The 23,922-nt window shown below is 39.0% G+C and carries 20 protein-coding genes, 1 pseudogene and 1 riboswitch; of the genes and pseudogenes, 17 read left to right on the forward strand and 4 right to left on the reverse strand.

Translation table 11 applies throughout. From position 1 onward, the window contains the following. Window positions 1–435 precede the first annotated feature (435 nt). Window positions 436–1,659 carry an ROK family transcriptional regulator gene (locus OVN23_RS01800; RefSeq protein WP_173217913.1) on the reverse strand — a complete coding sequence of 408 codons (1,224 nt, stop codon included), beginning with the start codon at window positions 1,657–1,659 and terminating at the stop codon, window positions 436–438. A gap of 167 nt (window positions 1,660–1,826) precedes the next feature. Between OVN23_RS01800 and OVN23_RS01805 the strand changes: the two genes are divergently transcribed. The 5 genes and pseudogenes from OVN23_RS01805 (at window position 1,827) to OVN23_RS01825 (ending at window position 8,717) form a co-directional block, all read left to right on the forward strand. Continuing rightward, window positions 1,827–3,149: a PTS sugar transporter subunit IIC gene (locus OVN23_RS01805; RefSeq protein WP_050090535.1), complete on the forward strand. Its 1,323-nt coding sequence runs from the start codon at window positions 1,827–1,829 to the stop codon at window positions 3,147–3,149. Window position 3,150: 1 nt separating this feature from the next. Next, complete coding sequence (locus OVN23_RS01810) at window positions 3,151–5,037, forward strand: DUF4838 domain-containing protein (RefSeq protein WP_173217911.1); 1,887 nt, start codon at window positions 3,151–3,153, stop codon at window positions 5,035–5,037. 167 nt (window positions 5,038–5,204) lie between these two features. After that, window positions 5,205–5,549 carry a PTS lactose/cellobiose transporter subunit IIA gene (locus OVN23_RS01815; RefSeq protein WP_000836780.1) on the forward strand — a complete coding sequence of 115 codons (345 nt, stop codon included), beginning with the start codon at window positions 5,205–5,207 and terminating at the stop codon, window positions 5,547–5,549. Between the two features lie 9 nt (window positions 5,550–5,558). After that, window positions 5,559–6,969: pseudogene (gene lacG / locus OVN23_RS01820) on the forward strand (6-phospho-beta-galactosidase). A 68-nt stretch (window positions 6,970–7,037) separates the two neighbouring features. Beyond that, on the forward strand, window positions 7,038–8,717 hold the full coding sequence (locus tag OVN23_RS01825) for a PTS lactose transporter subunit IIBC (protein ID WP_173217907.1): 1,680 nt from the start codon (window positions 7,038–7,040) through the stop codon (window positions 8,715–8,717). Window positions 8,718–8,841: 124 nt separating this feature from the next. Here OVN23_RS01825 and OVN23_RS01830 read toward each other — a convergent pair whose 3' ends face one another. Together OVN23_RS01830 and trkA are read right to left on the reverse strand one after the other, a co-directional pair. After that, window positions 8,842–10,281 carry a TrkH family potassium uptake protein gene (locus OVN23_RS01830; protein ID WP_173217906.1) on the reverse strand — a complete coding sequence of 480 codons (1,440 nt, stop codon included), beginning with the start codon at window positions 10,279–10,281 and terminating at the stop codon, window positions 8,842–8,844. A gap of 3 nt (window positions 10,282–10,284) precedes the next feature. After that, window positions 10,285–11,634: a Trk system potassium transporter TrkA gene (gene trkA / locus OVN23_RS01835; RefSeq protein WP_173217904.1), complete on the reverse strand. Its 1,350-nt coding sequence runs from the start codon at window positions 11,632–11,634 to the stop codon at window positions 10,285–10,287. A 188-nt stretch (window positions 11,635–11,822) separates the two neighbouring features. Between trkA and OVN23_RS01840 the strand changes: the two genes are divergently transcribed. The 12 genes from OVN23_RS01840 (at window position 11,823) to OVN23_RS01895 (ending at window position 21,858) form a co-directional block, all read left to right on the forward strand. Then, window positions 11,823–12,671, forward strand: coding sequence for an S-adenosyl-l-methionine hydroxide adenosyltransferase family protein (locus OVN23_RS01840; RefSeq protein ID WP_173217902.1), 849 nt, complete (start codon window positions 11,823–11,825; stop codon window positions 12,669–12,671). An 18-nt stretch (window positions 12,672–12,689) separates the two neighbouring features. Continuing rightward, window positions 12,690–13,238, forward strand: coding sequence for an ECF-type riboflavin transporter substrate-binding protein (locus OVN23_RS01845; RefSeq protein ID WP_000403162.1), 549 nt, complete (start codon window positions 12,690–12,692; stop codon window positions 13,236–13,238). 168 nt (window positions 13,239–13,406) lie between these two features. After that, window positions 13,407–15,089: an ABC transporter ATP-binding protein gene (locus OVN23_RS01850; RefSeq protein ID WP_267240292.1), complete on the forward strand. Its 1,683-nt coding sequence runs from the start codon at window positions 13,407–13,409 to the stop codon at window positions 15,087–15,089. Continuing rightward, a complete protein-coding gene (locus OVN23_RS01855) occupies window positions 15,074–15,904 on the forward strand; it encodes an energy-coupling factor transporter transmembrane component T family protein (protein WP_267240293.1) in 831 nt (276 codons plus the stop codon). The genes OVN23_RS01850 and OVN23_RS01855 overlap by 16 nt, the downstream gene beginning before the upstream one ends. Window positions 15,905–16,096: 192 nt before the next feature. Further along, on the forward strand, window positions 16,097–16,600 hold the full coding sequence (locus OVN23_RS01860) for a tRNA (cytidine(34)-2'-O)-methyltransferase (RefSeq protein ID WP_000181382.1): 504 nt from the start codon (window positions 16,097–16,099) through the stop codon (window positions 16,598–16,600). Between the two features lie 59 nt (window positions 16,601–16,659). Next, window positions 16,660–16,878: riboswitch (FMN riboswitch) on the forward strand. 163 nt (window positions 16,879–17,041) lie between these two features. After that, on the forward strand, window positions 17,042–17,605 hold the full coding sequence (locus OVN23_RS01865; protein WP_084861966.1) for an ECF transporter S component: 564 nt from the start codon (window positions 17,042–17,044) through the stop codon (window positions 17,603–17,605). Next, on the forward strand, window positions 17,595–18,245 hold the full coding sequence (locus OVN23_RS01870; RefSeq protein WP_173276056.1) for a phosphatase PAP2 family protein: 651 nt from the start codon (window positions 17,595–17,597) through the stop codon (window positions 18,243–18,245). Before OVN23_RS01865 ends, OVN23_RS01870 begins: the two co-directional genes overlap by 11 nt. A 27-nt stretch (window positions 18,246–18,272) precedes the next feature. Next, window positions 18,273–18,692, forward strand: a complete 420-nt coding sequence (locus OVN23_RS01875; protein WP_173253090.1) for a chromosome partitioning protein ParB — start codon at window positions 18,273–18,275, stop codon at window positions 18,690–18,692. Then, window positions 18,667–19,146: a GNAT family N-acetyltransferase gene (locus tag OVN23_RS01880; RefSeq protein WP_173253091.1), complete on the forward strand. Its 480-nt coding sequence runs from the start codon at window positions 18,667–18,669 to the stop codon at window positions 19,144–19,146. The genes OVN23_RS01875 and OVN23_RS01880 overlap by 26 nt, the downstream gene beginning before the upstream one ends. A gap of 127 nt (window positions 19,147–19,273) precedes the next feature. Continuing rightward, window positions 19,274–19,861, forward strand: a complete 588-nt coding sequence (gene rpoE / locus OVN23_RS01885) for a DNA-directed RNA polymerase subunit delta (protein ID WP_173253092.1) — start codon at window positions 19,274–19,276, stop codon at window positions 19,859–19,861. Window positions 19,862–19,996: 135 nt separating this feature from the next. Next, the gene (locus OVN23_RS01890; protein ID WP_000693061.1) at window positions 19,997–20,122 is read left to right on the forward strand and encodes a hypothetical protein; all 126 of its coding nucleotides are present in this window, start codon (window positions 19,997–19,999) and stop codon (window positions 20,120–20,122) included. A 128-nt stretch (window positions 20,123–20,250) separates the two neighbouring features. Next, window positions 20,251–21,858, forward strand: coding sequence for a CTP synthase (locus tag OVN23_RS01895; RefSeq protein ID WP_173253093.1), 1,608 nt, complete (start codon window positions 20,251–20,253; stop codon window positions 21,856–21,858). Window positions 21,859–22,227: 369 nt separating this feature from the next. Here the strand turns inward: OVN23_RS01895 and OVN23_RS01900 are convergent, their stop codons facing one another. Beyond that, entirely contained in the window at window positions 22,228–23,859 is a 1,632-nt protein-coding gene (locus OVN23_RS01900; protein ID WP_138703645.1) for a Na/Pi cotransporter family protein, read from the reverse strand. Between the last annotated feature and the right edge of the window lie 63 nt (window positions 23,860–23,922).

Genomic DNA, 23,922 nt, shown 5'->3' on the forward strand with positions numbered 1-23,922 from the left:
ATGCTATCAGTAATATATTCGCGAACACTATGATTTATAACAGTGTGGTCGTACATCTTTGTAACTTTATTATACAACAACCATTTACAGGTGTAAAGTTGAGCAGTGTCTTTAGTAAATTTAGGGACTTGTTTTGTCACAGTTTTGATACCTGTATTCGTTGTTTTATGAGCATTTAACGTTTCTTTTCATGTAGGCATTTCAATAATTAGAATGATATTTTTCCGAGGATGAACTTATATATTGTGACTTTTTAGAGTTACGATGTTTCTTGATCTGACTACCGCTATCAATTTCATCTATTTTTACAGTTTCATGCAACATAGCGAGAAGGCGGTTTCCTATATGGAAGTCGTCTTGTTTTCATATTGTCTAAAACGAGATATTTACTACAGGTTATAGTTGATTTAAACAGGTCTATAGATTTCTAATATATTAAGGTGAAATAATATCTTGTAATACATTGCTATGTTCTATGAAAAAAGCGACGATAGCTAATGCACAAGCTCCTATACTTCCACGATGTTTGTTGTAAGGTAAAATTTCAATTTCTATATTACGAGTAAAGGGAACAAAGTGGAGTTGATCTTGGATTTTATCCCTGACTTCATGAGTGAAAGGTTGATAATTAAGCAATTGACTGTTGATATAGATTTTATCAGCAGGATTGATGAGGAGAAGATTTGCAATAGAAGTGGCCAATAAATTGACTCCTTTATCAATTTGTTGACGTAAAGCGGAGTCGCCTAAGTTGTAAGCTGTTAAAAGGGTATCTAAATGAATGTCTTTTTCAGTCTTTACAAGGCTTTTTAGTACAGTTAGTTGAGAATTTTTAAATAATAATTGGGCATGTTTGATTAACCAAGCATCCGAAATATATGTTTGTAAACAACCTTTTTTTCCGCATTCACAATATTGCCCATTCAATTCGACAATGGTGTGTCCAATTTCTCCGATATAAGGATTTTTAGAGGCTCCTATTTTTTCTTTTGTGAAAAAGGAAGTGTAAATACCTAATCCAGCGTGTAGGAAAATAAAGTTATCGGGGGTATTGTGTGGATTAAAAAGGTATTGTCCTATAGCCATACAATCGATATTATTTTTTACAATAAAAGGAAAATTGAAATCTTTAATTACATTTAATAAATTAAAAGATTCCCATATGGGGTTGTTTGTAATGATGCTTCCGGAGTCTTTGTTATAATGTCCAGGTATTGATAAGCCAAATCCAAGTAATTTTGTTTCCAAAGGGACATACTTTGTAGCTGTTTTTATCATATTGGTAATGGTGGAATTGATTTCTGAAATAGGATAATCTTCATTCAAAATTTCTGTCTCGAAAAGATTTTTCCCTTGTAAGTCACATAGACTGAGAAAGATACCTAGGACGTTTATTTCAATACCTCCAACAACATATGGGATATTATCTGTAATAGAAATAGTTTTTCTCCGTCTTCCAGATCCGGAAAACTCGCTAAATTCATCACCAGTTTCGTATATGAGGGACTGTTCACTTAGCTCTTTGATGATGTTAGTCGTTGTTGCTGGAGTAAGTCCTGTTTCATTAACAATATCTGTACGAGATGTTGCTGGATTTCGATATAGAAACTCCAGTATAGTGGCTCTATTTTGTAAAAAGGCTGATTGTTTTGTAATCATTTGTTTCCTCCTTTGGTTTATTTTATATTAAACATAAGAAAAAATCAATTAAAATTATTATTCTATACAAAGAAAAAATATTGTAAAAACAGCAAAAAAACATATTGACAACGCTTTCTATTAGCGGTATATTTAATTTATAAAAAATAAAAAAAGGAGTTCTGGTGATGAACAATATTTTAACGTTTTTAGAAACGAAAGTCGCTCCGTTTGGTGAAAAAGTTGGCAACCAACGGCATTTGAAAGCTATTCGTGAAGGATTTATGATGGCAATGCCTTTGATTTTAGTCGGCTCTTTATTTCTTATTCTAATCAGTTGGCCTCAAGAGGCTTTTACAAATTGGCTGAATAGTGTTGGATTGCTAAGTATCTTGACAACTATGAATCAGTCAACAGTAGCGATTATTTCCTTGGTCGCTTGTTTCGGTATTGCCTACAGGTTGTCGGAAGGATATGGTACAGATGGTCCGTCTGCAGGGATTATAGCCTTATCTAGTTTTGTATTGATGGCACCTCGTTTTTCAAGTATGGTTTATGATAAAAATGGGGAGCAGGTCAAGCAGTTATTTGGCGGCGCAATACCATTTTCTAGCCTGAATGCATCTTCGTTGTTTATGGCGATTACTATTGGATTGGTTACAGCGGAGATTTATCGTATGTTTATCCAGCGCGGAATTACGATAAAAATGCCAAGTGGTGTCCCAGATGTAGTAAGTAAATCATTTTCAGCTCTTTTACCTGGTTTTACTACTTTTGTTTTGTGGGCTCTGGTCTTAAAAGGTCTTGAAGCGGCAGGAGTTGCAGGAGGTCTCAACGGACTTTTAGGTGCAATTGTTGGAACACCGCTTAAGTTAATTGCAGGAACGCTTCCAGGTATGATTCTATGTGTTATTGTAAACTCATTCTTTTGGTTCTGTGGAGTTAATGGGGGACAAGTTTTAAATGCTTTTGTAGACCCAGTTTGGTTACAATTTACTACAGAAAACCAAGAAGCTGTGGCTGCAGGACAAACCCTACAACACATTATTACATTACCGTTTAAAGATTTATTTGTATTTATTGGTGGCGGTGGAGCGACTATTGGTCTTGCAATTTGTCTCTTCCTATTTAGTAAGAGTCGTGCGAATAAAACATTAGGTAAGCTAGCTATTATACCGTCTATCTTTAATATCAATACAGCTATTCTATTTACGTTTCCAACGGTTTTAAATCCGATTATGCTGATTCCGTTTATTGCTACTCCTACAATCAATGCCTTAATTACCTATGTATCAATGGCTGTAGGATTAGTACCTTATACAACAGGTGTAATCCTTCCGTGGACAATGCCACCGATCATAGGAGGATTCCTTGCGACAGGGGCTAGTTGGCGAGGAGCTCTATTACAAGTTGTTTTGATTTTGGTTTCTGTGGCAATTTATTATCCATTCTTCAAAATTGCAGATAAACGCAATCTTGAAAAAGAAAAAGCTACTGTTGGAGGGAAATAAGATGGTTATCAGAGTATTTGATCAACAGAAAAATACTTATTCTAGCTTTGCCTTAGAGGAATTAAGTTACTATATGAATCGGGTCTTTAAGACTGACATAGAACTTGTCGAGGAGAAGGAAGCGGATATTTTTGTAGGATTAGTCAATAAAGAGGATGGAAAAGACCATATTTTCATCTCATTAAATAAGGGTAAGGGGAGAATTGAGTCCAATACAATTGTAGGTTTACTTATTGGAATTTACCGAATGTTTCATGAATTTGGGGTTGTGTATACTAGACCAGGGCGCGGACATGACTTTGTTCCAGAGCTACGATTTGAAGATTTTTTAGATAAAGAGCTATCTATAGATGAAACAGCCAGTTACTATCATAGGGGAGTATGTATAGAGGGAGCGGATTCATTTGAAAATATACTAGATTTCATTGATTGGCTACCTAAGATTGGGATGAACAGTTTTTTCATCCAGTTTGAAAATCCTTACTCTTTTTTGAAACGTTGGTATGAACATGAGTTTAATCCATATCTAAATAAAGAACAATTTTCAAATGAATTAGTACAAGAATTGAGTGATAGGTTGGATAAAGAATTGCAAAAAAGAGGTCTTATTCATCATCGTGTTGGTCATGGATGGACAGGTGAAGTTTTAGGTTACTCTTCAAAATTTGGCTGGGAATCAGGTCTTAGTATTTCAGAGGAGAAGAAACCCTATGTCGCTGAAATAAACGGGAAACGAGAATTGTTTAATACGGCTCCGATTTTAACCAGCCTGGATTTTTCAAATCCAGATGTAGCTGATAAGATGGTAGAAATTATCAAGGATTATGCCAAGAAAAGACCTGATGTGAACTACTTACATGTATGGTTGTCGGATGCTCGTAATAATATTTGTGAATGCGAAAACTGTAGACAAGAATTGGTTTCGGATCAGTATATTCGTATTCTCAATCAATTGGATAGGGCTTTAACGAGTGAGGGATTAGATACAAAGATTTGTTTTCTGCTTTACCATGAGTTGTTATGGGCACCTCAGAAAGAAAAATTAGATAATCCTGAACGCTTTACCATGATGTTTGCACCGATTACAAGAACATTTGAAATGAGTTATGCAGATGTATATTTTGACAATTCCATACCTACGCCTAAACCTTATCTGCGTAATAAAATTATACTTCCGAATTCTCTTGAGGAAAATTTATCTTATCTTTTTGAGTGGCAAAAAACATTTAAAGGAGATAGTTTCGTATATGACTATCCTTTAGGGCGTGCTCATTATGGCGATTTAGGCTATATGAAAATTAGTCAAACTATTTACAAAGATGTATCTTATCTTTCAAACCTACATTTGAACGGGTACATTTCGTGTCAAGAATTACGTGCCGGATTCCCTCATAATTTTCCTAATTATGTTATGGGGCAAATGCTCTGGAAGAAGACAAGAAGTTATGAAGAATTGATTGAAGAATACTTTTCTGCTTTGTATGGGTCAAATTGGCAGTCTGTTGTTGAATATTTAGAAAAATTATCTAGTTATTCCTCATGTGATTATTTTAATGCAATTGGCAGCCGTCAAAATGATGTTTTAGCGAATCATTATTATATAGCTTACAATCTAGCTGATAATTTTTTACCAATTATTGAGGAAAATATTTCTAAGTTATTAAATAGTCAAAAGGATGAATGGAAACAGCTCAGTTATCATCGTGAATATGTTGTTAAGATGGCGAAGGCTTTATATCTTCAAGCAACTGGAAAAACAAGGCAAGCTCAAGATGAATGGAGAAATGTGTTGAATTATATCCGTGGGCACGAATTACTATTCCAATCTAATTTGGATGTTTATCGTGTAATTGAAGTAGCAAAAAATTACGCTGGTTTCCACTTATAAATCATAAGTATAGAAAATGAACTAAGGTATTCAGAGAAGATTGATCCTAAATATTATGAAATTTAAGGATTTTTAAGATATTTAGGGTCAACTTTCTATTTGTATCGTAGCGAAGTCATTTTAATAATGATGTGTAAAAGATGGATCAAGATTGAGGAGGAAGAAAGATGAAATCAAAAGAAGAAATAAATATGCTTGGTTTTACAATTGTCGCTTACGCAGGAGATGCAAGGTCAGATTTGATGGATGCTTTGGCGTTTGCGAGAGATGGATATTTTGAACAGGCAAGAGAATTGGTTGAGTCTGCAAACGACTCAATAGTGTCTGCCCATCGAGAACAGACTAATTTATTAGCGGAGGAGGCATCTGGAGATAATTTTGAAGTGAGTTTTATCATGATTCATGGTCAAGATACCTTGATGACAACGATGCTATTGTATGATCAGGTCAAGTTTTTTATTGATGAATATGAACGAATTCGAAAGATTGAAGAACACATTGGCTTGCAATGAGGATCGGTTATGGAAAATTTACAGGTTAATGCCCTACCAAAAGAGTTTTTATTAGGAGCAGCCACCGCTGCTTACCAAGTAGAGGGTGCAACTAGGGTAGATGGCAAAGGAATAAATATGTGGGATGTTTATTTGCAAGAAAATAGTCCGTTCTTACCAGATCCAGCTAGTGATTTTTATCATCGTTACGAAGAAGATATAGCCTTGGCGGCAGAACATGGTTTACAGGCTTTGCGCTTATCTATTTCTTGGGTTCGCATATTTCCTGATATAGATGGGGAGCCTAATATATTGGCTGTTCAGTATTACCATAGAGTATTTCAGTCCTGCTTAAAACATAATGTGATTCCGTTTGTTTCTTTACATCATTTTGATTCGCCTCAGAAAATGTTAGAAACAGGGGATTGGTTGAATAGAGGGAATATTGATCGTTTCATACGATATGCTCGCTTTTGTTTTCAAGAATTTACAGAAATCAAACATTGGTTTACAATCAATGAACTGATGTCTCTTGCTGCAGGTCAATATATAGGAGGTCAGTTTCCTCCAAATCACCATTTTCAATTATCTGAAGCAATTCAAGCGAATCATAATATGTTGTTGGCGCATGCTCGTGCAGTCCTCGAATTTCATCAATTAGGAATTGAGGGAGAGATAGGTTGTATTCATGCTTTAAAACCAGGCTATTCTATTGATGGGAAAAAAGAAAATATTTTAGCAGCTAAACGGTATGATGTTTATAATAATAAGTTTCTATTAGATGGAACTTTTTTGGGGTACTACAGTGATGACACGCTTTTCCACCATCTTCAATAATAAAGCTAATAATTCTAGCTTTATTATTGAAGATGGTGATTTAGAAATTATGAAAAGAGCTGCACCTCTTAATACGATGTTTGGGATGAATTATTATCGTTCAGAATTTATTCGTGAATACGAAGGTAAAAATAGACAAGAATTTAATTCAACAGGAATAAAAGGACAGTCTTCTTTTAAATTAAATGCTCTAGGTGAATTTGTAAAAAAGCCTGGTATTCCGACAACAGATTGGGATTGGAATATTTATCCTCAAGGGTTATTTGATATGTTGCTTCGTATCAAAGAAGAATATCCTCAACATCCGGTCATTTATTTAACTGAAAATGGTACAGCCCTTAAAGAGGTTAAGCCAGAGGGCGAGAATGATATTATTGATGACAGTAAGAGAATCCGTTATATTGAGCAACATTTACACAAAGTTTTAGAGGCTCGAAATAGGGGAGTCAATATTCAAGGCTATTTTATATGGTCTTTGCAAGATCAATTTTCTTGGGCGAATGGCTACAATAAGCGATATGGTCTTTTCTTTGTTGATTATGAAACACAGAAGAGATATATTAAGAAAAGTGCTCTTTGGGTAAAAGGGCTAAAACGGAATTAAGGTTAGCGATTTGAATGATGTTTAATATGTTTTAAATATGAGGTTGAATTTTTTATAGGAGGAGTTTTATGGATAAGCTAGTCGCTGCCATTGAAAAACAACAAGGGAAATTTGAAAAAATTTCTACTAATAATTATATGATGGCTATTAAAGATGGATTCATTGCTACTATGCCTTTAATTATGTTTTCAAGCTTTTTGATGATTATTATTATGATTCCTAAAAATTTCGGAGTAGAGTTACCGAGTCCAGCTATTGCCTGGATGAGGAAAGTATATATGCTAACCATGGGAGTTTTGGGTGTTATTGTTTCAGGGACAGTTGCAAAGTCATTGGCTGGAAATGTTAATAGAAAAATGCCTCCTGGAAAGGTAATAAATGATACTTCTGCAATGTTGGCGGCCATATGTAGTTATCTGGTATTAACTGTAACGCTTGTAGTTGATGAGAAGACGGGATCTACAAGTTTGTCGACAAACTATTTAGGATCTCAAGGATTGATAACTTCGTTTGTCAGTGCCTTTATTACTGTAAATGTTTACCGATTCTGTATTAAGCGAGACATTACTATTTATTTACCTAAGGAAGTTCCTGGGGCTATATCACAAGCTTTTAGAGATATTTTTCCTTTTTCTTTTATTTTACTTATTAGTGGTTTGTTAGATATTGTATCTCGGTTTAGTTTAGATGTTCCTTTTGCCCAAGTATTTCAACAACTATTGACCCCTATTTTTAAGGGAGCAGAATCATATCCTGCTATGATGTTGATTTGGTTTATGTGTGCTTTGCTTTGGTTTGTTGGAATTCATGGACCATCTATTGTCTTACCTGCTGTTACAGCTTTACAACTAAGCAATATGGAAGAGAATGCTCAACTCCTTGCAAATGGGCAGTTCCCTTATCATTCTTTAACACCTAATTTCGGGAATTATATCGCTGCTATCGGAGGAACGGGGGCTACCTTTGTTGTACCATTTATTTTGATTTTCTTTATGCGGTCTAAACAATTAAAATCGGTAGGTAAAGCTACAATTACTCCTGTTTTATTTGCGGTAAATGAACCTCTTCTATTTGGTATGCCTGTTATTTTGAATCCCTATCTTTTTGTCCCTTTTTTGATGACTCCACCAGTGAATGTATTTCTAGGAAAGGTCTTTATTGATTTCTTTGGAATGAATGGATTTTATATCCAGTTACCTTGGGCCTTTCCTGGACCCTTGGGATTGTTAATTGGAACGAATTTTCAACCTATCTCCTTTGTATTTTTATTTTTGATTTTAGTTGTCGACATATTGATTTATTTGCCATTCTGTAGAGCGTATGATAGACAGTTACTGATGAAAGAAGATGTTGCAAGTTCAAATGATATTATTTTAGAGGAGGATACAAGTGAAATAATGCCTGGTGAGTTAGATGAAATAAAAAGTAAGGAGTTGAAAGTACTGGTTCTTTGTGCAGGATCTGGAACAAGTGCGCAATTAGCCAATGCAATTAACGAGGGCGCTCAATTAGCAGAAGTTAGAGTGATTGCGAATTCAGGAGCGTACGGAGCTCACTATGATATTATGGGTGTTTATGATTTGATCATTCTGGCTCCACAAGTTCGGAGTTATTATAGAGAGATGAAGGTGGATGCAGAAAGATTAGGTATTCAGATAGTTGCTACCAGAGGAATGGAATATATTCATTTAACAAAGAATCCAAGTAAAGCCTTACAATTTGTATTGGAGCATTACCAAGCTGTGTAGTAAGTTTTTCCATCTTTTATTTGAGTAAGGACTTTGCTTACAGACAGGCTTGGATTTAAAAACGTTCCCCCTTTTTAATATAAAAATCCCTCTTTCACAATTGTAAAAAGAGGGATTTTGTATTTTATCTCTTAGACCAAGTTCTCTTCATAAAGAGAAGTAAGATAGGATAAATCTCCAAGCGCCCTGCAATCATTGCAAAGGAGAGGAGGATTTTTGAGATAGGGCTAAAGATTGAGAAACTAGAAGTGGTTCCTAGGATAGGTCCGATATTATTGAAACAGCTAAAGACAGCGCTGGTCACAACCAGAAAATCATTGCTATCTAGGCTGACAATGAAGATAAGCGCTAGCAAAATCATAGAATAGATGACAAAGTACTTGAGAATCTTATGCTGGGTATCTTTGTCAATCACCGTTTTATTAACATGGAGGGTCAAAACACGGTGGGGCGATAGGATTGACAAAATTTGGTTTTTGGCAATTTTTGAAAGGATGAGGCCTCGAATAATCTTGAGTCCACCTGCAGTTGATCCAGCAGAGCCACCGATTACCATGAGGAAGAGGAGGATAAACTGGGAGAAGAGGGGCCAGTTGGTAATATCTCCGTATCCAAAACCAGTTGTTGTAATGATGTTGGAAACCTGGAAGAAGGCCATTTCAAAGCTCTTTGAAAATCCTGGGTAGAGATAGAGGGTATTGAGGCTAATCAATCCTGTAGAAAGCAGTACAATGACCAAGTAAGCACGAAGTTCCTCGTCACCAAAGAAGGCTTTGACGCGACGGAGCATGAGGTAGTAGTAGAGGTTGAAATTCACCCCAAACACCAGAACTCCGATACTAACCAGATAGGTAATCAATGAGCTGCCATAGTGAGCAATTCCGTCGTTATAGACGGTAAATCCTCCTGTACCTGCTGTTCCCATGGCAATGACAAAACTATCAAATAGGGGCATACCAGCTAGATAATAGATGATGACAAAGAGGGAGAAGAGAGCTAGATAAAGGAGATAGAGAATCTGGGCAGTATTTTTGAGTTTGGATACAACCTTACCGAAGACGGGACCAGGAACCTCAGCCTTCATCACTTCTAGGTGGCTATTTTTGGCATTGTCCATAATAGCAAGTGCAAAAACAAGCACTCCCATCCCTCCAATCAAGTGGGTAAAACTTCGCCAGAAGAGGAGGGAACGACTGAGGACCGAAACGTCGTTCAGAATAGTTGCTCCGGTAGTTGTAAAGCCAGAACTGATCTCAAAAAAGGCATCTATAACACTGGGAATTTGTCTAGCAAAGACAAAGGGGAGACCGCCAAAGAAAGACCAAAGGATCCAACAGAGGGCCACAATTAAGACTCCCTCCTTGGCATAAATCCGTTGATTTTTTGGCTTTTGTAAAATTCCTGAACCGCCTAGTAATACGAGAATCCCAATGGTCGAAAAGAGGGCTGTAAAGACTTGGCTCGATTCACGGTAATAGACAGCGACAGACACAGGAACCAAGAGGAGAACAGCTTCAATCAAAAGTAACTTTGAAAGGAGGTAACGAATCATACTTTTATTCATTTCTTACCTCGCGATTAAGTCATAAATCTTGGTGATGTTTGGCAACAAGGTTGTTACTAGGAGCTTGTCTCCAACTTCCAACATATCCTCCCCAGTAGGGAAAATAGTCTTGCCCTTTCGAATGATGGCTGCAATAAGAACTCCTTTTTTTAGTTTCAGTTGAGAAAGAGGTTTGGCAGTCATTTTATTGGCTTCCTTGATATGGAATTGCAGGGTTTCGATTTGGCCATTGGCTAGATGGTGCATGGCTTGAAGGTCTGAATACTGGGCATTAACACGACCACGAATAAAGTGCATAATCGTATCTACAGCGATGCTTTTAGGTGTGATGATACTTGAAAAATCAGGCGCATTGATAATTTCGAGGAGACTGGTACGATTGACCTTGGTAATATTTTTCTGTACACCTACCCTGTCAAGGAACATCGAAGTAATCAGATTTTCCTCATCGACTCCTGTTAGAGTCGCAACGGCATCATAGTTTTGAGCACTTTCTTCTAGCAGAATATCTTTTGCGGTACCATCTCCTTGAACGATGTAGAGATTAGGGAATTTCTCACTAAAGAAACGTGCCCTTTCAGAGTTAATCTCGATGACTTTGGTATCGATACGACTGTCTTTGAGAATACCTAGTAGATAATAGGCAATTCTACCTGCTCCAACGATGAGAAGGCTCTTCACAGCACGAGATTTGAAATAATTATGGAAGAGCATCATATCAACACGGTTACCAGTGACAAAGATTCTATCTTTATCATGTATGGTCATATCACCACTTGGGATGATAATTTGATGATCCCTCTCTATGGCGCAGACAATGACGTTGCCAAATTTTTTCCGAAAATCAGAAATGGGCATTTGGCAAAGACCGCTAGTGGATTTGACGACAAATTCCATGAGGCTAACGCGTCCACCAGCAAAGCGTTCGACAGATAGAGCGTTGGGAAAGTCAATGATGTTGGCGATAGCGCGGGCAGCCAAGAGCTCAGGGTTAACGATAAGAGAAAAACCGAGAATATTCTTTTCCTTGAAATAAGAGTTAGAATATTCAGGGTTCCGCACCCGAACGATGGTCTCTTTAGCTCCCATTTTTTTGGCTAAAACGGCTGCAATCATGTTGACTTCATCGTATTCAGTCAGGGCGATAAAGATATCACAATCCTGGACACTGGCTTGCTCAAGGATGGTAAAATCGGCCCCGTTACCAAGGATACCCATGATATCAAAGCGATTGACAATATGATTGAGGACAGCTTCGTCTTGCTCAATCAGCAAAACATCATGCTTTTCTGCAACCAAGGAGCGACAGAGGGCAGAACCAACTTTTCCCCCTCCGACAAGGATAATTTTCATAATAAAACCTACTTCTTCATTATGTAACTATCATACCTTTTTTCAAGAAAAAATGCACCTACTAGCTAATAACCAGAGTTTTTAGTAGGAAATTTGCTATAAGGTAAAACTATACCCTAATCAATTGAAATAGCTATTAGCACCTTTCTCTGAAATATGGTATGATAAAGGATATACAAGGAGATAAAATGAATAATAATTTACTGGTATTACAATCAGACTTTGGTCTGGTTGATGGTGCGGTATCGGCTATGATTGGAGTGGCTTTAGAAGAATCTCCAACCTTAAAAATTCATCACTTGACGCACGATATCACGCCTTATAATATTTTTGAGGGGAGTTACCGTCTCTTTCAGACGGTGGATTACTGGCCTGAGGGAACGACATTTGTATCGGTGGTCGATCCAGGTGTTGGCTCGAAACGTAAGAGTGTGGTTGCCAAGACTGCAAAAAATCAATATATTGTCACGCCAGATAATGGGACTCTTTCTTTTATCAAGAAACACGTTGGTATTGTAGCCATTCGTGAAATTTCTGAGGTAGCTAATAGGCGTCAAAACACAGAGCATTCTTATACCTTCCACGGTCGTGATGTTTATGCTTATACTGGTGCTAAACTAGCCAGCGGTCACATTACTTTTGAGGAAGTGGGGCCAGAGCTCAGTGTGGATCAGATTGTGGAACTTCCAGTCGTAGAGACCATCATTGAAGATCATCGGGTGAAGGGAGCTATTGATATTCTGGATGTGCGTTTTGGTTCGCTTTGGACCTCTATCACGCGAGAAGAGTTTTACAAGCTGGAACCAGCATTCGGTGACCGTTTTGAAGTGACTATCTATCACGCTGATATGCTGGTCTATCAAAATCAGGTTGTCTATGGTAAATCATTTGCAGATGTGAGAATTGGGCAACCCATCCTTTACATCAACTCTCTCTATCGTTTAGGTTTGGCTATCAATCAAGGTTCCTTTGCCAAGGCCTATAATGTGGGTGTCGGTTCATCTTGGACTATTGAAATAAAGAAAATAGAATCATAAAATAGGAGAATAAATAGTATGGAAATCAAATTTACAATTAAACAAGTTGTTGCTGTCGGAATTGGCGCTGCCCTCTTTGTCGTCATCGGGATGATCAACATTCCGACCCCTGTTCCAAATACAAGCATCCAGCTTCAGTATGCGGTACAAGCGCTACTTTCTATTATTTTTGGACCGATTATCGGTTTGCTTGTCGGGTTGATTGGTCATGCAATCAAGGACTCTCTTGCTGGCTATGGTCTATGGTGGACTTGGATTATCGCTAGCGGCCTCTTTGGTTTAGTTGTGGGACTTTTTAGAAAGTACGTTCGAGTGATCAATGGTGTCTTTGACTGGAAAGATATTCTTATTTTTAACCTCATTCAACTACTTGCAAATGCCCTTGTTTGGGGTGTCTTGGCGCCACTTGGAGATGTTGTGATTTATCAAGAAGCGGCAGAAAAAGTATTTGCCCAAGGGATTGTTGCGGGAATTGCTAATGGTGTATCTGTAGCTATTGCAGGAACTCTTCTCTTGCTTGCCTATGCGGGAACTCAAACTCGTGCAGGAAGTTTGAAAAAGGACTAAAATGATGGGGAAGGCTGGACAACCAGTCTTTTTCGATGTTTATAGATTAGTTAGGAAAGTAAGCTAGGATAGGAATCTTTTTGGCGCTAAGATTTTAAGAGAAGAGACTGCAAGAAGGGTTCGATTTATGATAAAATAGAAGTCTAAGAAGCGAATGAAGAGAGTAAGATGAAAGAAGCTATAATTGAGTGGAAGGATTTCTCTTTCCGGTATGAAACACAACAAGAACCGACCTTGCAAGGGGTAGACTTGACCATTTACAAGGGAGAGAAAGTCTTAATTGTTGGACCATCTGGGTCAGGTAAATCTACCTTGGGTCAGTGTTTGAATGGTATTATTCCCAATATTTACAAGGGTCAGATGTCTGGAGAATTTTTGATCAAGAGTCAAGCAGCCTTTGGTATGAGCATCTATGATAAATCTCATTTAGTCAGCACAGTTTTACAGGATACAGATGGGCAGTTTATCGGCTTGTCCGTGGCAGAAGATTTGGCTTTTGCTCTGGAAAATGATGTGACAGCCCTAGAAGAGATGAAAAGCCGTGTTCATAAATGGGCTGAAAAGCTGGACCTTCTTTCTTTACTGTCTCAGCGTCCCCAGGATTTGTCAGGTGGACAAAAGCAGCGAGTCAGTCTGGCTGGTGTCTTGATTGATGAGAGTCCGATTCTCTTGTTTGATGAGCCACTCGCCAATCTGGATCCCAAGTCAGGTCAGGATATTATCGAATTGATTGATCAGATTCATAAGGAGGAGGGGACGACGACTCTTATTATCGAGCACCGTTTGGAGGACGTTCTGCATCGTCCTGTGGATCGGATTGTCTTGATAAACGATGGCCGTATCCTCTTTAATGGGAGTCCTGATCAGTTATTGGCGACTGACCTGTTGACCCAAAATGGAATTCGAGAACCCCTTTATCTAACCACTTTACGTCAATTAGGTGTGGATTTAGCTAAAGAAGAACAATTAGCAAATTTGGACAACTTGTCCATCTCAAAAGGCCAGGTTCAGTTGCAGACTGAATTGGTAAAAGAGATACCAGATTTGCAGTCACTTTTTAGACTAGATGATGTGTCTTTTTCTTATGATGATAGACCGATTTTGAAATCCATTCATCTGGATATTAAAAAGGGCGAAAAGATTGCCATTGTCGGAAAAAATGGAGCAGGGAAATCAACCCTTGCCAAGGCCTTAAGTAGCTTTATTCAGACGGAAGGCCGCTATCTTTGGGAAGGACAGGATATAAAAGGCGATTCTGTTGCAGAGCGGGCGGAACGAGTAGGCTATGTGCTACAAAATCCTAATCAAATGATTTCAACCAATATGATTTTTGATGAGGTGGCTCTGGGACTTCGTTTGCGAGGTGTGGACGAGCAGGAAATTGAAACGAGAGTCTATGAAACTTTGAAAATCTGTGGCCTCTATGAATTCCGTAATTGGCCTATTTCTGCCCTGTCATTTGGTCAGAAAAAACGTGTGACTATTGCATCAATTTTGGTCTTAGGAGCTGAAATTATCCTCTTAGATGAACCGACTGCAGGTCAAGACCAGAAGAACTATACTGAGATTATGGAATTTCTTGAAAAACTGCATCAAAAAGGTCATACCATTGTCATGATTACGCATGATATGCAATTGATGCTGGATTATTCGGATCGGGCTCTTGTCATGGTGGATGGGGAATTGATTGCCGATACTGATCCAGCTAGTCTGTTGAGCAATCCTGAACTGTTAGTAAAAGCCAACCTAAAAGAAACTTCAATCTTCAACTTGGCCAAGAAACTAGACGTGGATCCACTTGCTTTAACGGCATTTTACAAAGAAAGGAGAGAAGGATGCAAGCTAAATTAATCGGTTACCAGCATAGAGATACTGTGATTCATCGCTTGTCAGGAGCTGGGAAACTCCTTTTTTTCATCCTCGTGTCATTGGCGGCTATGATTAGCTATGATACCAGACTGCTTGTTCTGATTGCCATCTTTTCGGTCTTTCTCCTCTATTTGTCAGAAATCCGCTTTAAAGATGTTTCCTTTGTGGCCGTTTTTGCGACGGTATTTGCCGTTTTAAACGTTTTGATGGTCTATCTCTTTTCTCCCGAGTATGGGGTTGGACTTTATGGAGAGAGAAGTGTGATTTGGCAGGGAATCGGTGCCTACACTCTGACCAGCCAAGAGCTCTTTTATCTGCTAAATCTGGCCATTAAGTACCTTTGCACCATTCCTCTGGCTATTATCTTTTTGATGACAACCCACCCTAGTCAGTTTGCTTCCAGTTTAAATCAAATTGGTGTGCCCTATAAGATTGCCTATTCTGTCAGCCTGACCTTACGCTATATTCCAGATTTGCAGGAAGAATTCTTTAACATTAAGATGTCTCAGGAAGCGCGTGGGATGGAATTATCCAAGAAAGCTTCTCTTATGCAACGAATCAAAGGCAATCTGCGCATTATTACACCCTTGATTTTTAGCTCGCTAGAACGCATTGATACTATCGCGACCGCCATGGAGCTTCGTCGCTTTGGGAAAGAGAAAAAACGCACTTGGTATAGTTATCAGGCCTTGAAAAAAGGAGACTATCTTACCTTGCTCTTGGCAGCCTTGTTTTTAGTAGCTAGTTTACTACTTATCTTGCAGAATCAGGGACGATTTTACAACCCTTGGAAATAGCTTGAAAAAATTGAAAAAATCAAGTCGTTTCTATTGACAATGATTCTGAAAGTGTTATACTAAGAAAGTAGTTTCGCTGATTTACTTCAAACCTGTTGTGAGGTAAGTTAACGATGCCTTAACCACGCTGTTTGCTGAGCTTGACTCCGGGCAGTGTGGCTATTTTTTTGCAATGGTGAAAGGAAGCAAGTCATGACAAATCACATTGTATTATTTGAACCTCAAATTCCACAAAATACAGGCAATATCGCGCGTACTTGCGCTGCGACCAATTCTCCCCTCCACATCATCAAGCCTATGGGCTTTCCTATTGATGACCGCAAGATGAAGCGAGCTGGATTGGATTATTGGGATAAACTAGAGATTTATTTTTACGAGAGTTTGGAGGATTTCATGTCTCAGATGAAGGGCAAACTCTATCTGATCTCAAAATTTGCTGAGAAAGTGTATTCTGATGTGGATTTATCGACTGACGAAGACCATTATTTTCTCTTTGGACGCGAAGACAAGGGCTTGCCTGAGGACTTTATGCGCGAACATCCTGAGAAAGCTCTCCGTATTCCTATGAATGATGAACATGTCCGCAGTCTCAATGTGTCTAATACCGTCTGCATGATTGTCTACGAAGCCCTCCGCCAGCAGAACTTTGCAGGTCTTGAGCTTGTTCATACCTATGAAGTGGATAAATTGAAATAAAAAATGAAAATGAAAATGAACAAAATGCTTGCGCTTGCAAGCGTTTTTTGTTATGATAAAAGAGTCTTCAGGGCAGGGTGAAATTCCCGACCGGCGGTAAATTTGACTAGCTATTTTAGCTTTCTCGTCGTTGTCTTGTCTCGATATACTTTAAGTATTATCTTCGACTGCGACGCCTAGATAAATATAAAATATCTTAGCCAAATAAGTCCGCGAGCGTAAGCTGATGTGGTGAGATTCCACAACCGACAGTATAGTCTGGATGGGAGAAGACGAAAGAATAGCTTTGTCTGTTCTGATAGATTTATAGCTAAACTGTAACCGCTTGCTTGAATTTTCTTAATAGAGTGAGAGGGAAGATTTGGGATATAAAAAGTGAGAATAGATAGAGGAATCCTTTCTAACTTCTTCTGATTTTATAGAAAATTGGAGGAACCTGTTATGACAAACACACGTCGACTTTCGACCATTGCAATTCTATCAGCCATCTCATTTGTGCTGATGTACTTTGACTTTCCGCTCTTGCCAGCGGCATCCTTCCTCAAGATCGAATTTAGTATCTTGCCAGTCCTTGTGGGTCTGGTGGTCATGGATTTGCCTGCTGCTCTAGGAGTTCTCTTGCTTCGCTCACTCTTGAAACTGCTTCTTAACAGCCAGGGAGTGAATACTTACATTGGTTTGCCAATGAATATCGTAGCTTTGGGAGTTTTTGTCATCGTATTTGCTTTGATTTGGAAAAAGGAACGGACAACTCTTCGTTTCCTGCTAGGCTCTCTAGCTGGGACTATTGGTTTAACCGTGGCAATGTTGGTTCTCAACTATGTTTATGCTGTTCCTTTGTACGCTAAGTTTGCTAACTTTGATATTGGAAAAATTTTGGGACTTTCCAACTACCTAATGACCATGGTATTACCTTTTAACTTGATTGAGGGTGTAATCTTTGCCGTTTCATTCTGGTTGTTGTATGTTCTCTTGAAACCAACCTTAAAACATTATGAGAGATAAACAAACATTTTTAATGAAGGGCAGTTTTGCCCTTTTACTTTTCGTTATTCTTGGCTACATGGTCAAATTTTACCCTGACACGCTGGTCGGTTTTGACCAACCGATACAGACTGTTGTTCGAGGAGACTTGCCAGATTACTTGACTATTCTTTTCAGGACCATCACACGCTTGATTGATATTCCAGTGATTATCACTTGGGTTGTCATTACAGCTTTTATCTTTTATCGTAAGCGATGGAAGATAGAAAGTTTCTTCATGCTGGGAAATTTGGCTTTGGCAGGTTTTTTAATCGTGACCTTTAAAAATATTTATCAGCGCCCACGACCAGCTATTTTACACTTGGTTGAGGAGAAGGGATTTTCCTTCCCAAGTGGTCATTCTCTGGCTGTAACCTTGATGGTCGGCTCTCTGATTGTCATTCTCAGTCAACGGATGAAAAATCCAGTCTGGAGAAAAATCGTACAAATCGTCCTTGCTCTCTATCTAGTCAGTGTGCTGGTATCAAGGGTCTATCTGGGAGTTCACTATCCATCAGATGTTCTTGCCAGTTTCTGTGTGGGTTTGGGAGTCTTGTTTATCGAATTTCCCTTTTATGACAAGCTCCGCTTCCAATGGCGATTTAAAGGTAAGCAGAAGTGAATATCAAATTCTCTTGAGGAGAAAGAAATGAAAGTCAACATAAAAGCTCTCCATCCGACTCAACTATACTTATCAGAAAAGAAACTAGCAGGCATCCAGACACTTTATCAGTCGGCAGAAACAATCCAAGTCGATCCAATCAGTATTCTTGCATTTGGAAATTGCTTGTTGATTACAGATGGGCATCACAGGGCTTATCAGGCTTTATTGGCAGGTCGGGATACGATTTCTGCTGAGTGGGATAGAGATGGTGGTGATGAACTATATCATCTCTATGCGCAAGCTTGTGAGGAAAGAAAGATTTACTCTGTTCTGGATTTAAAAAATCATATCTTAGCTCAAGATGAGTATGAAGCAAAATGGTATAACTGGTGTGAGGGTTTTAATCAAGCAGCAACTCTCTTATTGAAAAGGAAAGCAGATGAAACGGATTTTACAAATAGATAATTCACTACGTCTTGTTCCTTATTGTAAGGTCAATCATTGTGAGGAAGCTTTTGCTTGGTATCAGAACGTGGACTTAGTTTACCTCGTAGATGGTGTGAAGAGACCTTATAGTCAAGAAACTTTGGAAGCCATGTATTCCCATTTGGATCAGCATGGTGAACTTTTTTGGATTGAAGTCAAGGAGAAGGGAGAATGGTTTCCAATTGGGGATGTTACACTATCTCAGGATAATCTCCCCATTGTGATTGGGAATCCCGCTTACCAACATCGAGGGCTTGGGAAAAAGGTTCTAAGTACTTTGATTGAATTGGCTCGAGTAAAAGGATGGAAAGAATTGAAAGTCAAGGAAATCTACACCTACAATCATGCTTCTAGGAGGTGTTTCAAGTCGCTTGGATTTGTGGGAAATGGAGCAACAGAAAAAGGAATGAGTTTTATATTGAAATTAGTTTAATCCTGTCACTTTCTCCCCCTTAACCTTTGACTATTCCGTAAAATTATCGTAAAATAAAGAGTAAATGATAAAATGAGGTCAGAGTCTGTTCGCTCTGGCGATAGTAGTATAAATGAGGAGAAACGCTTTGGAATTAGAAGTATTTGCTGGGCAAGAAAAAAGTGAACTATCTATGATTGAGGTAGCGCGTGCTATCTTGGAACTTCGTGGTCGCGATCATGAGATGCATTTTAGCGATCTTGTAAACGAAATTCAAAACTACCTTGGAACATCAAACAGCGATATCCGTGAAGCTTTGCCTTTGTTCTACACAGAGTTGAACTTTGACGGTAGCTTCATCTCACTTGGAGACAACAAATGGGGTCTTCGTTCATGGTATGGTGTGGATGAAATCGATGAAGAAATTATCGCTCTTGAGGAAAATGATGACGATGAAGTAGCACCAAAAGCTAAGAAAAAACGTGTCAATGCCTTCATGGACGGCGATTCAGATGCTATTGACTACAATACAGATGACCCAGAAGACGAAGATGCATACGAAGCAGATCCAGCTCTTTCATATGATGATGAAAATCCAGATGATGAGAAAAATGAAGTGGAAGCTTATGATGCAGAAATCAACGAAATCGCCCCTGATGACTTAGGTGAAGACGTGGATCTCAACGAAGAAGACGACGATTTTTCAGATGACGACGCTGAAACCAGCGAGGAATAAAAGTTAGCTATTGACAATTATCCTATTTTTAGGTATCATATTGTTCGGGCACCTCTTTTAGAGGTCGGGGCTCCCTAGTTCTTAGGGAGCTATTTTTGTTTTTTCAAGAAGTTATCTTCTTGTATTTTATACTCAATGAAAATCAAAGAGCAAACTAGGAAACTAGCCGCAGGTTGCTCAAAACACTGTTTTGAGGTTGTAGATAAGACTGACAAAGTCAGGAACACATATCTACGGCAAGGCGACGTTGACGCGGTTTGAAGAGATTTTCGAAGAGTATTAGTTGTGAATCTGGTGCAGTAGTCCCAGGTTATTCTTATTAGTAGGGTCTTGTTTTCTATCTCCCCTCGTAGTAAACAAGGTCTTGAGCATTTTAGAAAGAGGAATCTATGTCTACGAAATATATTTTTGTAACTGGTGGTGTGGTGTCGTCTATTGGGAAAGGGATTGTCGCAGCGAGTCTGGGCCGTCTCTTGAAAAATCGTGGTCTCAAAGTAACCATTCAAAAATTTGACCCTTATATCAATATTGATCCGGGAACCATGAGTCCTTACCAGCACGGGGAAGTTTTTGTGACAGATGACGGAGCTGAGACAGATTTGGACTTGGGTCACTATGAACGTTTCATCGATATCAATCTCAACAAATATTCCAACGTGACAACTGGGAAAATTTACAGTGAAGTGCTTCGTAAAGAACGCCGTGGAGAATACCTTGGGGCAACTGTTCAGGTCATTCCTCATATCACAGATACTTTGAAAGAAAAAATCAAGCGTGCAGCTGTAACGACAGACTCTGATGTCATTATCACAGAGGTCGGTGGAACCGTTGGAGATATCGAGTCTTTGCCATTCCTAGAGGCCCTTCGTCAGATGAAGGCAGATGTGGGGGCGGATAATGTTATGTACATCCATACAACCTTGCTTCCTTACCTCAAGGCTGCTGGTGAAATGAAGACCAAACCAACTCAGCACTCTGTAAAAGAATTGCGTGGATTGGGAATCCAACCAAATATGTTGGTTATTCGTACAGAAGAGCCAGCTGGTCAAGGAATTAAAAACAAACTGGCCCAGTTCTGTGATGTGGCACCAGAAGCCGTTATCGAATCGTTGGATGTTGAACACCTTTACCAAATTCCACTGAACTTGCAGGCACAAGGGATGGACCAAATTGTTTGTGACCATTTGAAATTAGACGCACCAGTAGCAGATATGACAGAATGGTCAGCCATGGTGGATAAGGTCATGAATCTCAAGAAACAAGTTAAAATTTCCCTTGTCGGTAAGTATGTTGAGTTGCAAGATGCCTACATCTCAGTGGTCGAAGCCTTGAAACACTCTGGTTATGCCAACGATGCAGAAGTTAAAATCAATTGGGTCAATGCCAATGATGTGACAGCAGAGAATGTGGCAGAGCTTTTGTCTGATGCGGATGGAATCATCGTACCAGGTGGTTTTGGTCAACGTGGTACGGAAGGGAAAATCCAAGCCATTCGCTATGCGCGTGAAAATGATGTTCCAATGTTAGGTGTCTGCTTGGGAATGCAGTTAACTTGTATTGAATTTGCTCGTCACGTTTTAGGTCTTGAAGGTGCCAATTCTGCAGAGCTTGCACCAGAAACAAAATACCCTATCATTGATATCATGCGTGATCAGATTGATGTTGAGGATATGGGTGGAACCCTTCGCTTGGGACTTTATCCGTCTAAACTAAAACGTGGCTCTAAGGCAGCAGCTGCTTATCACAATCAAGAAGTGGTGCAACGCCGTCACCGTCACCGCTATGAGTTTAACAACGCCTTCCGTGAGCAGTTTGAGGCAGCAGGTTTTGTCTTCTCAGGTGTTTCTCCAGACAATCGTTTGGTAGAAATCGTGGAAATTCCAGAAAATAAATTCTTTGTAGCTTGTCAGTATCACCCTGAATTGTCAAGCCGTCCAAACCGTCCAGAAGAACTCTACACTGCCTTTATTACTGCAGCGGTTGAGAACAGTAATTAGCCAAATCAGAACCTTTGAGAAGAATCTCAGAGGTTTTTTGCATACGATGATATTGCAGTATATCTGAGGTAGGAGTCCTCTGTATGTACCTACTACCGTTGAAATCAATAGCGACTCCCTCTTGCCCTGTGCTAGTGAATGGATTTATCAGTATATTGAAATGAAATAAAATCTGAACAAATTAATTCGGAAAGCCAAATCAATTTATAGAAATATTTTAGCAGTCAAGGTGTACTGTTATAGATTCAATACACTATACTTTTTTAATTTAATCCACTATATCTGCAGAATACTCTTTCAGTTTTATTCAGCCTAGTCTTGCTTAGGAAAAAGCAAAAAGCCATCCCATTCAGGATAGCTTCTTGGTTCTTAGATTTGTTCTGCAAAAACCTTCTCAGCAAGGTTCATAGCGTGGTCTGATACACGAGTGTAGTGTGAGATGATGTCGATAAAGTTGACCCCAGCTTGTGTTGAACATTCGCCCTTGTTGAGGCGTTTGATGTGGGTTTTTCTGAGAACACGCTCTATGTTATTGATTGCTTCATGACGTTCTACAAGACTGCGTGCTTTTTCAATATCATTGTTTTCCACACTATCCAGAGCATCTTTGATAAAGTCACTAGTTTGACGGTAAACTTCCTCTAATTCTTTCAAGGCGGCATCAGAAAATTCAACATTTTTCCGTTGAAGATAGTCAGTCAGATTGAGTAGAGCCTCCGCGTGGTCTCCAATCCGTTCCAAATCACGGGAGGAATCAAGGATATTGGTGAGCACTTCGCTTTCTTTTTGACTGAGAGCTTCGCTTGAAAGGGCAATGAGATAACGTGTTAATTGCTCATCGATGGTGTTAATGGCTTCTTCGGTTTTATGCCCTTTTTCAGCAACTTTTTCATCCAAGTCAATGATGTACTTATAGGAAAGGTCAAAGGCTTTAGCAGCGTAGTTTCCTAAGTGCAAGAGCTCTTTCTTAGCATTTCCGAGAGCGATAGATGGGGCTTGTTTGATGAAATGTTCATCAAGATATAAGGGTTCGTATTTGACAACCTCGTCCTCTCCAGGAATAATCTTGGTTACAAAGTAAGCCAGAGCTCCGATAAATGGAAATTGGACAATGGTGTTGGTAATATTAAAGGTTCCGTGGGCGAAGGCAATGGTCATTTCCGGTGCTAGATTTAGCGTAGATTCAAACCAATGAATCAGGGCTGTAAAAGGAACTAGAAAAATAACGCAGACGACTGTTCCGATAACGTTGAAGGCAACATGAGCTCCTGCTACCCGTTTAGCTGCAATATTAGCACCTAAAGAGGCAATGATGGCTGTAATGGTTGTCCCGATATTGTCACCAAATAGAACTGGCAAAGCTCCTTGCAGGTCAATGAGATTGCTGGCATAGAGGTTTTGTAAAATCCCGATGGTAGCCGAGGAAGCTTGAATCAGTAAGGTCAAGCCGGTACCGACAAAGACACCCAAAACAGGATTCTTACTTAGCTCAATCATATAGTCTTTAAAGACCTGTAAATCTTTGAGTGGAGCCATTGCACCGCTCATAAGATTGAGGGCAAAAAAGATACCACCGACACCAAAGAGGATGCGTCCGATATTATTGACTGTCCGATTTTTTGTAAAGAAGAGGCAGACAGCACCGATAAAGAGCATAGGCAGGGCATAGTCACCTAGTTTAAATCCAATAAGAAAGGATGTGACTGTTGTCCCAATATTAGCTCCCATGACAATCCCGATAGCCTGACGTAAGGTTAGGAGACCGGCACTGACCAGGCCGACTGTGATAACTGTTACACCAGAACTAGACTGAATTAGAGCAGTCATCCCAATACCAACCAGAACTCCAAAGAAAGGATTACTAGTATATTTGTCAATGTAAAAACGAAGGCGATCTCCAGCAGCTTGTTGTAAACCGTCTCCCATGGTCTTGATACTATATAAGAATAGCCCCAGACCACCTAAAAAGTGAAATAAAATTTCCTGCCAATTAATGGACATTTCTTTTTCCTCCGAAAAATAATAACGGAATTTCTCCTATTCTATTTTAAAGGATAAAAGTAA

It is taken from the genome of Streptococcus sp. Marseille-Q6488, from assembly GCF_946902925.1.
In the GTDB taxonomy this organism is placed as follows: domain Bacteria; phylum Bacillota; class Bacilli; order Lactobacillales; family Streptococcaceae; genus Streptococcus.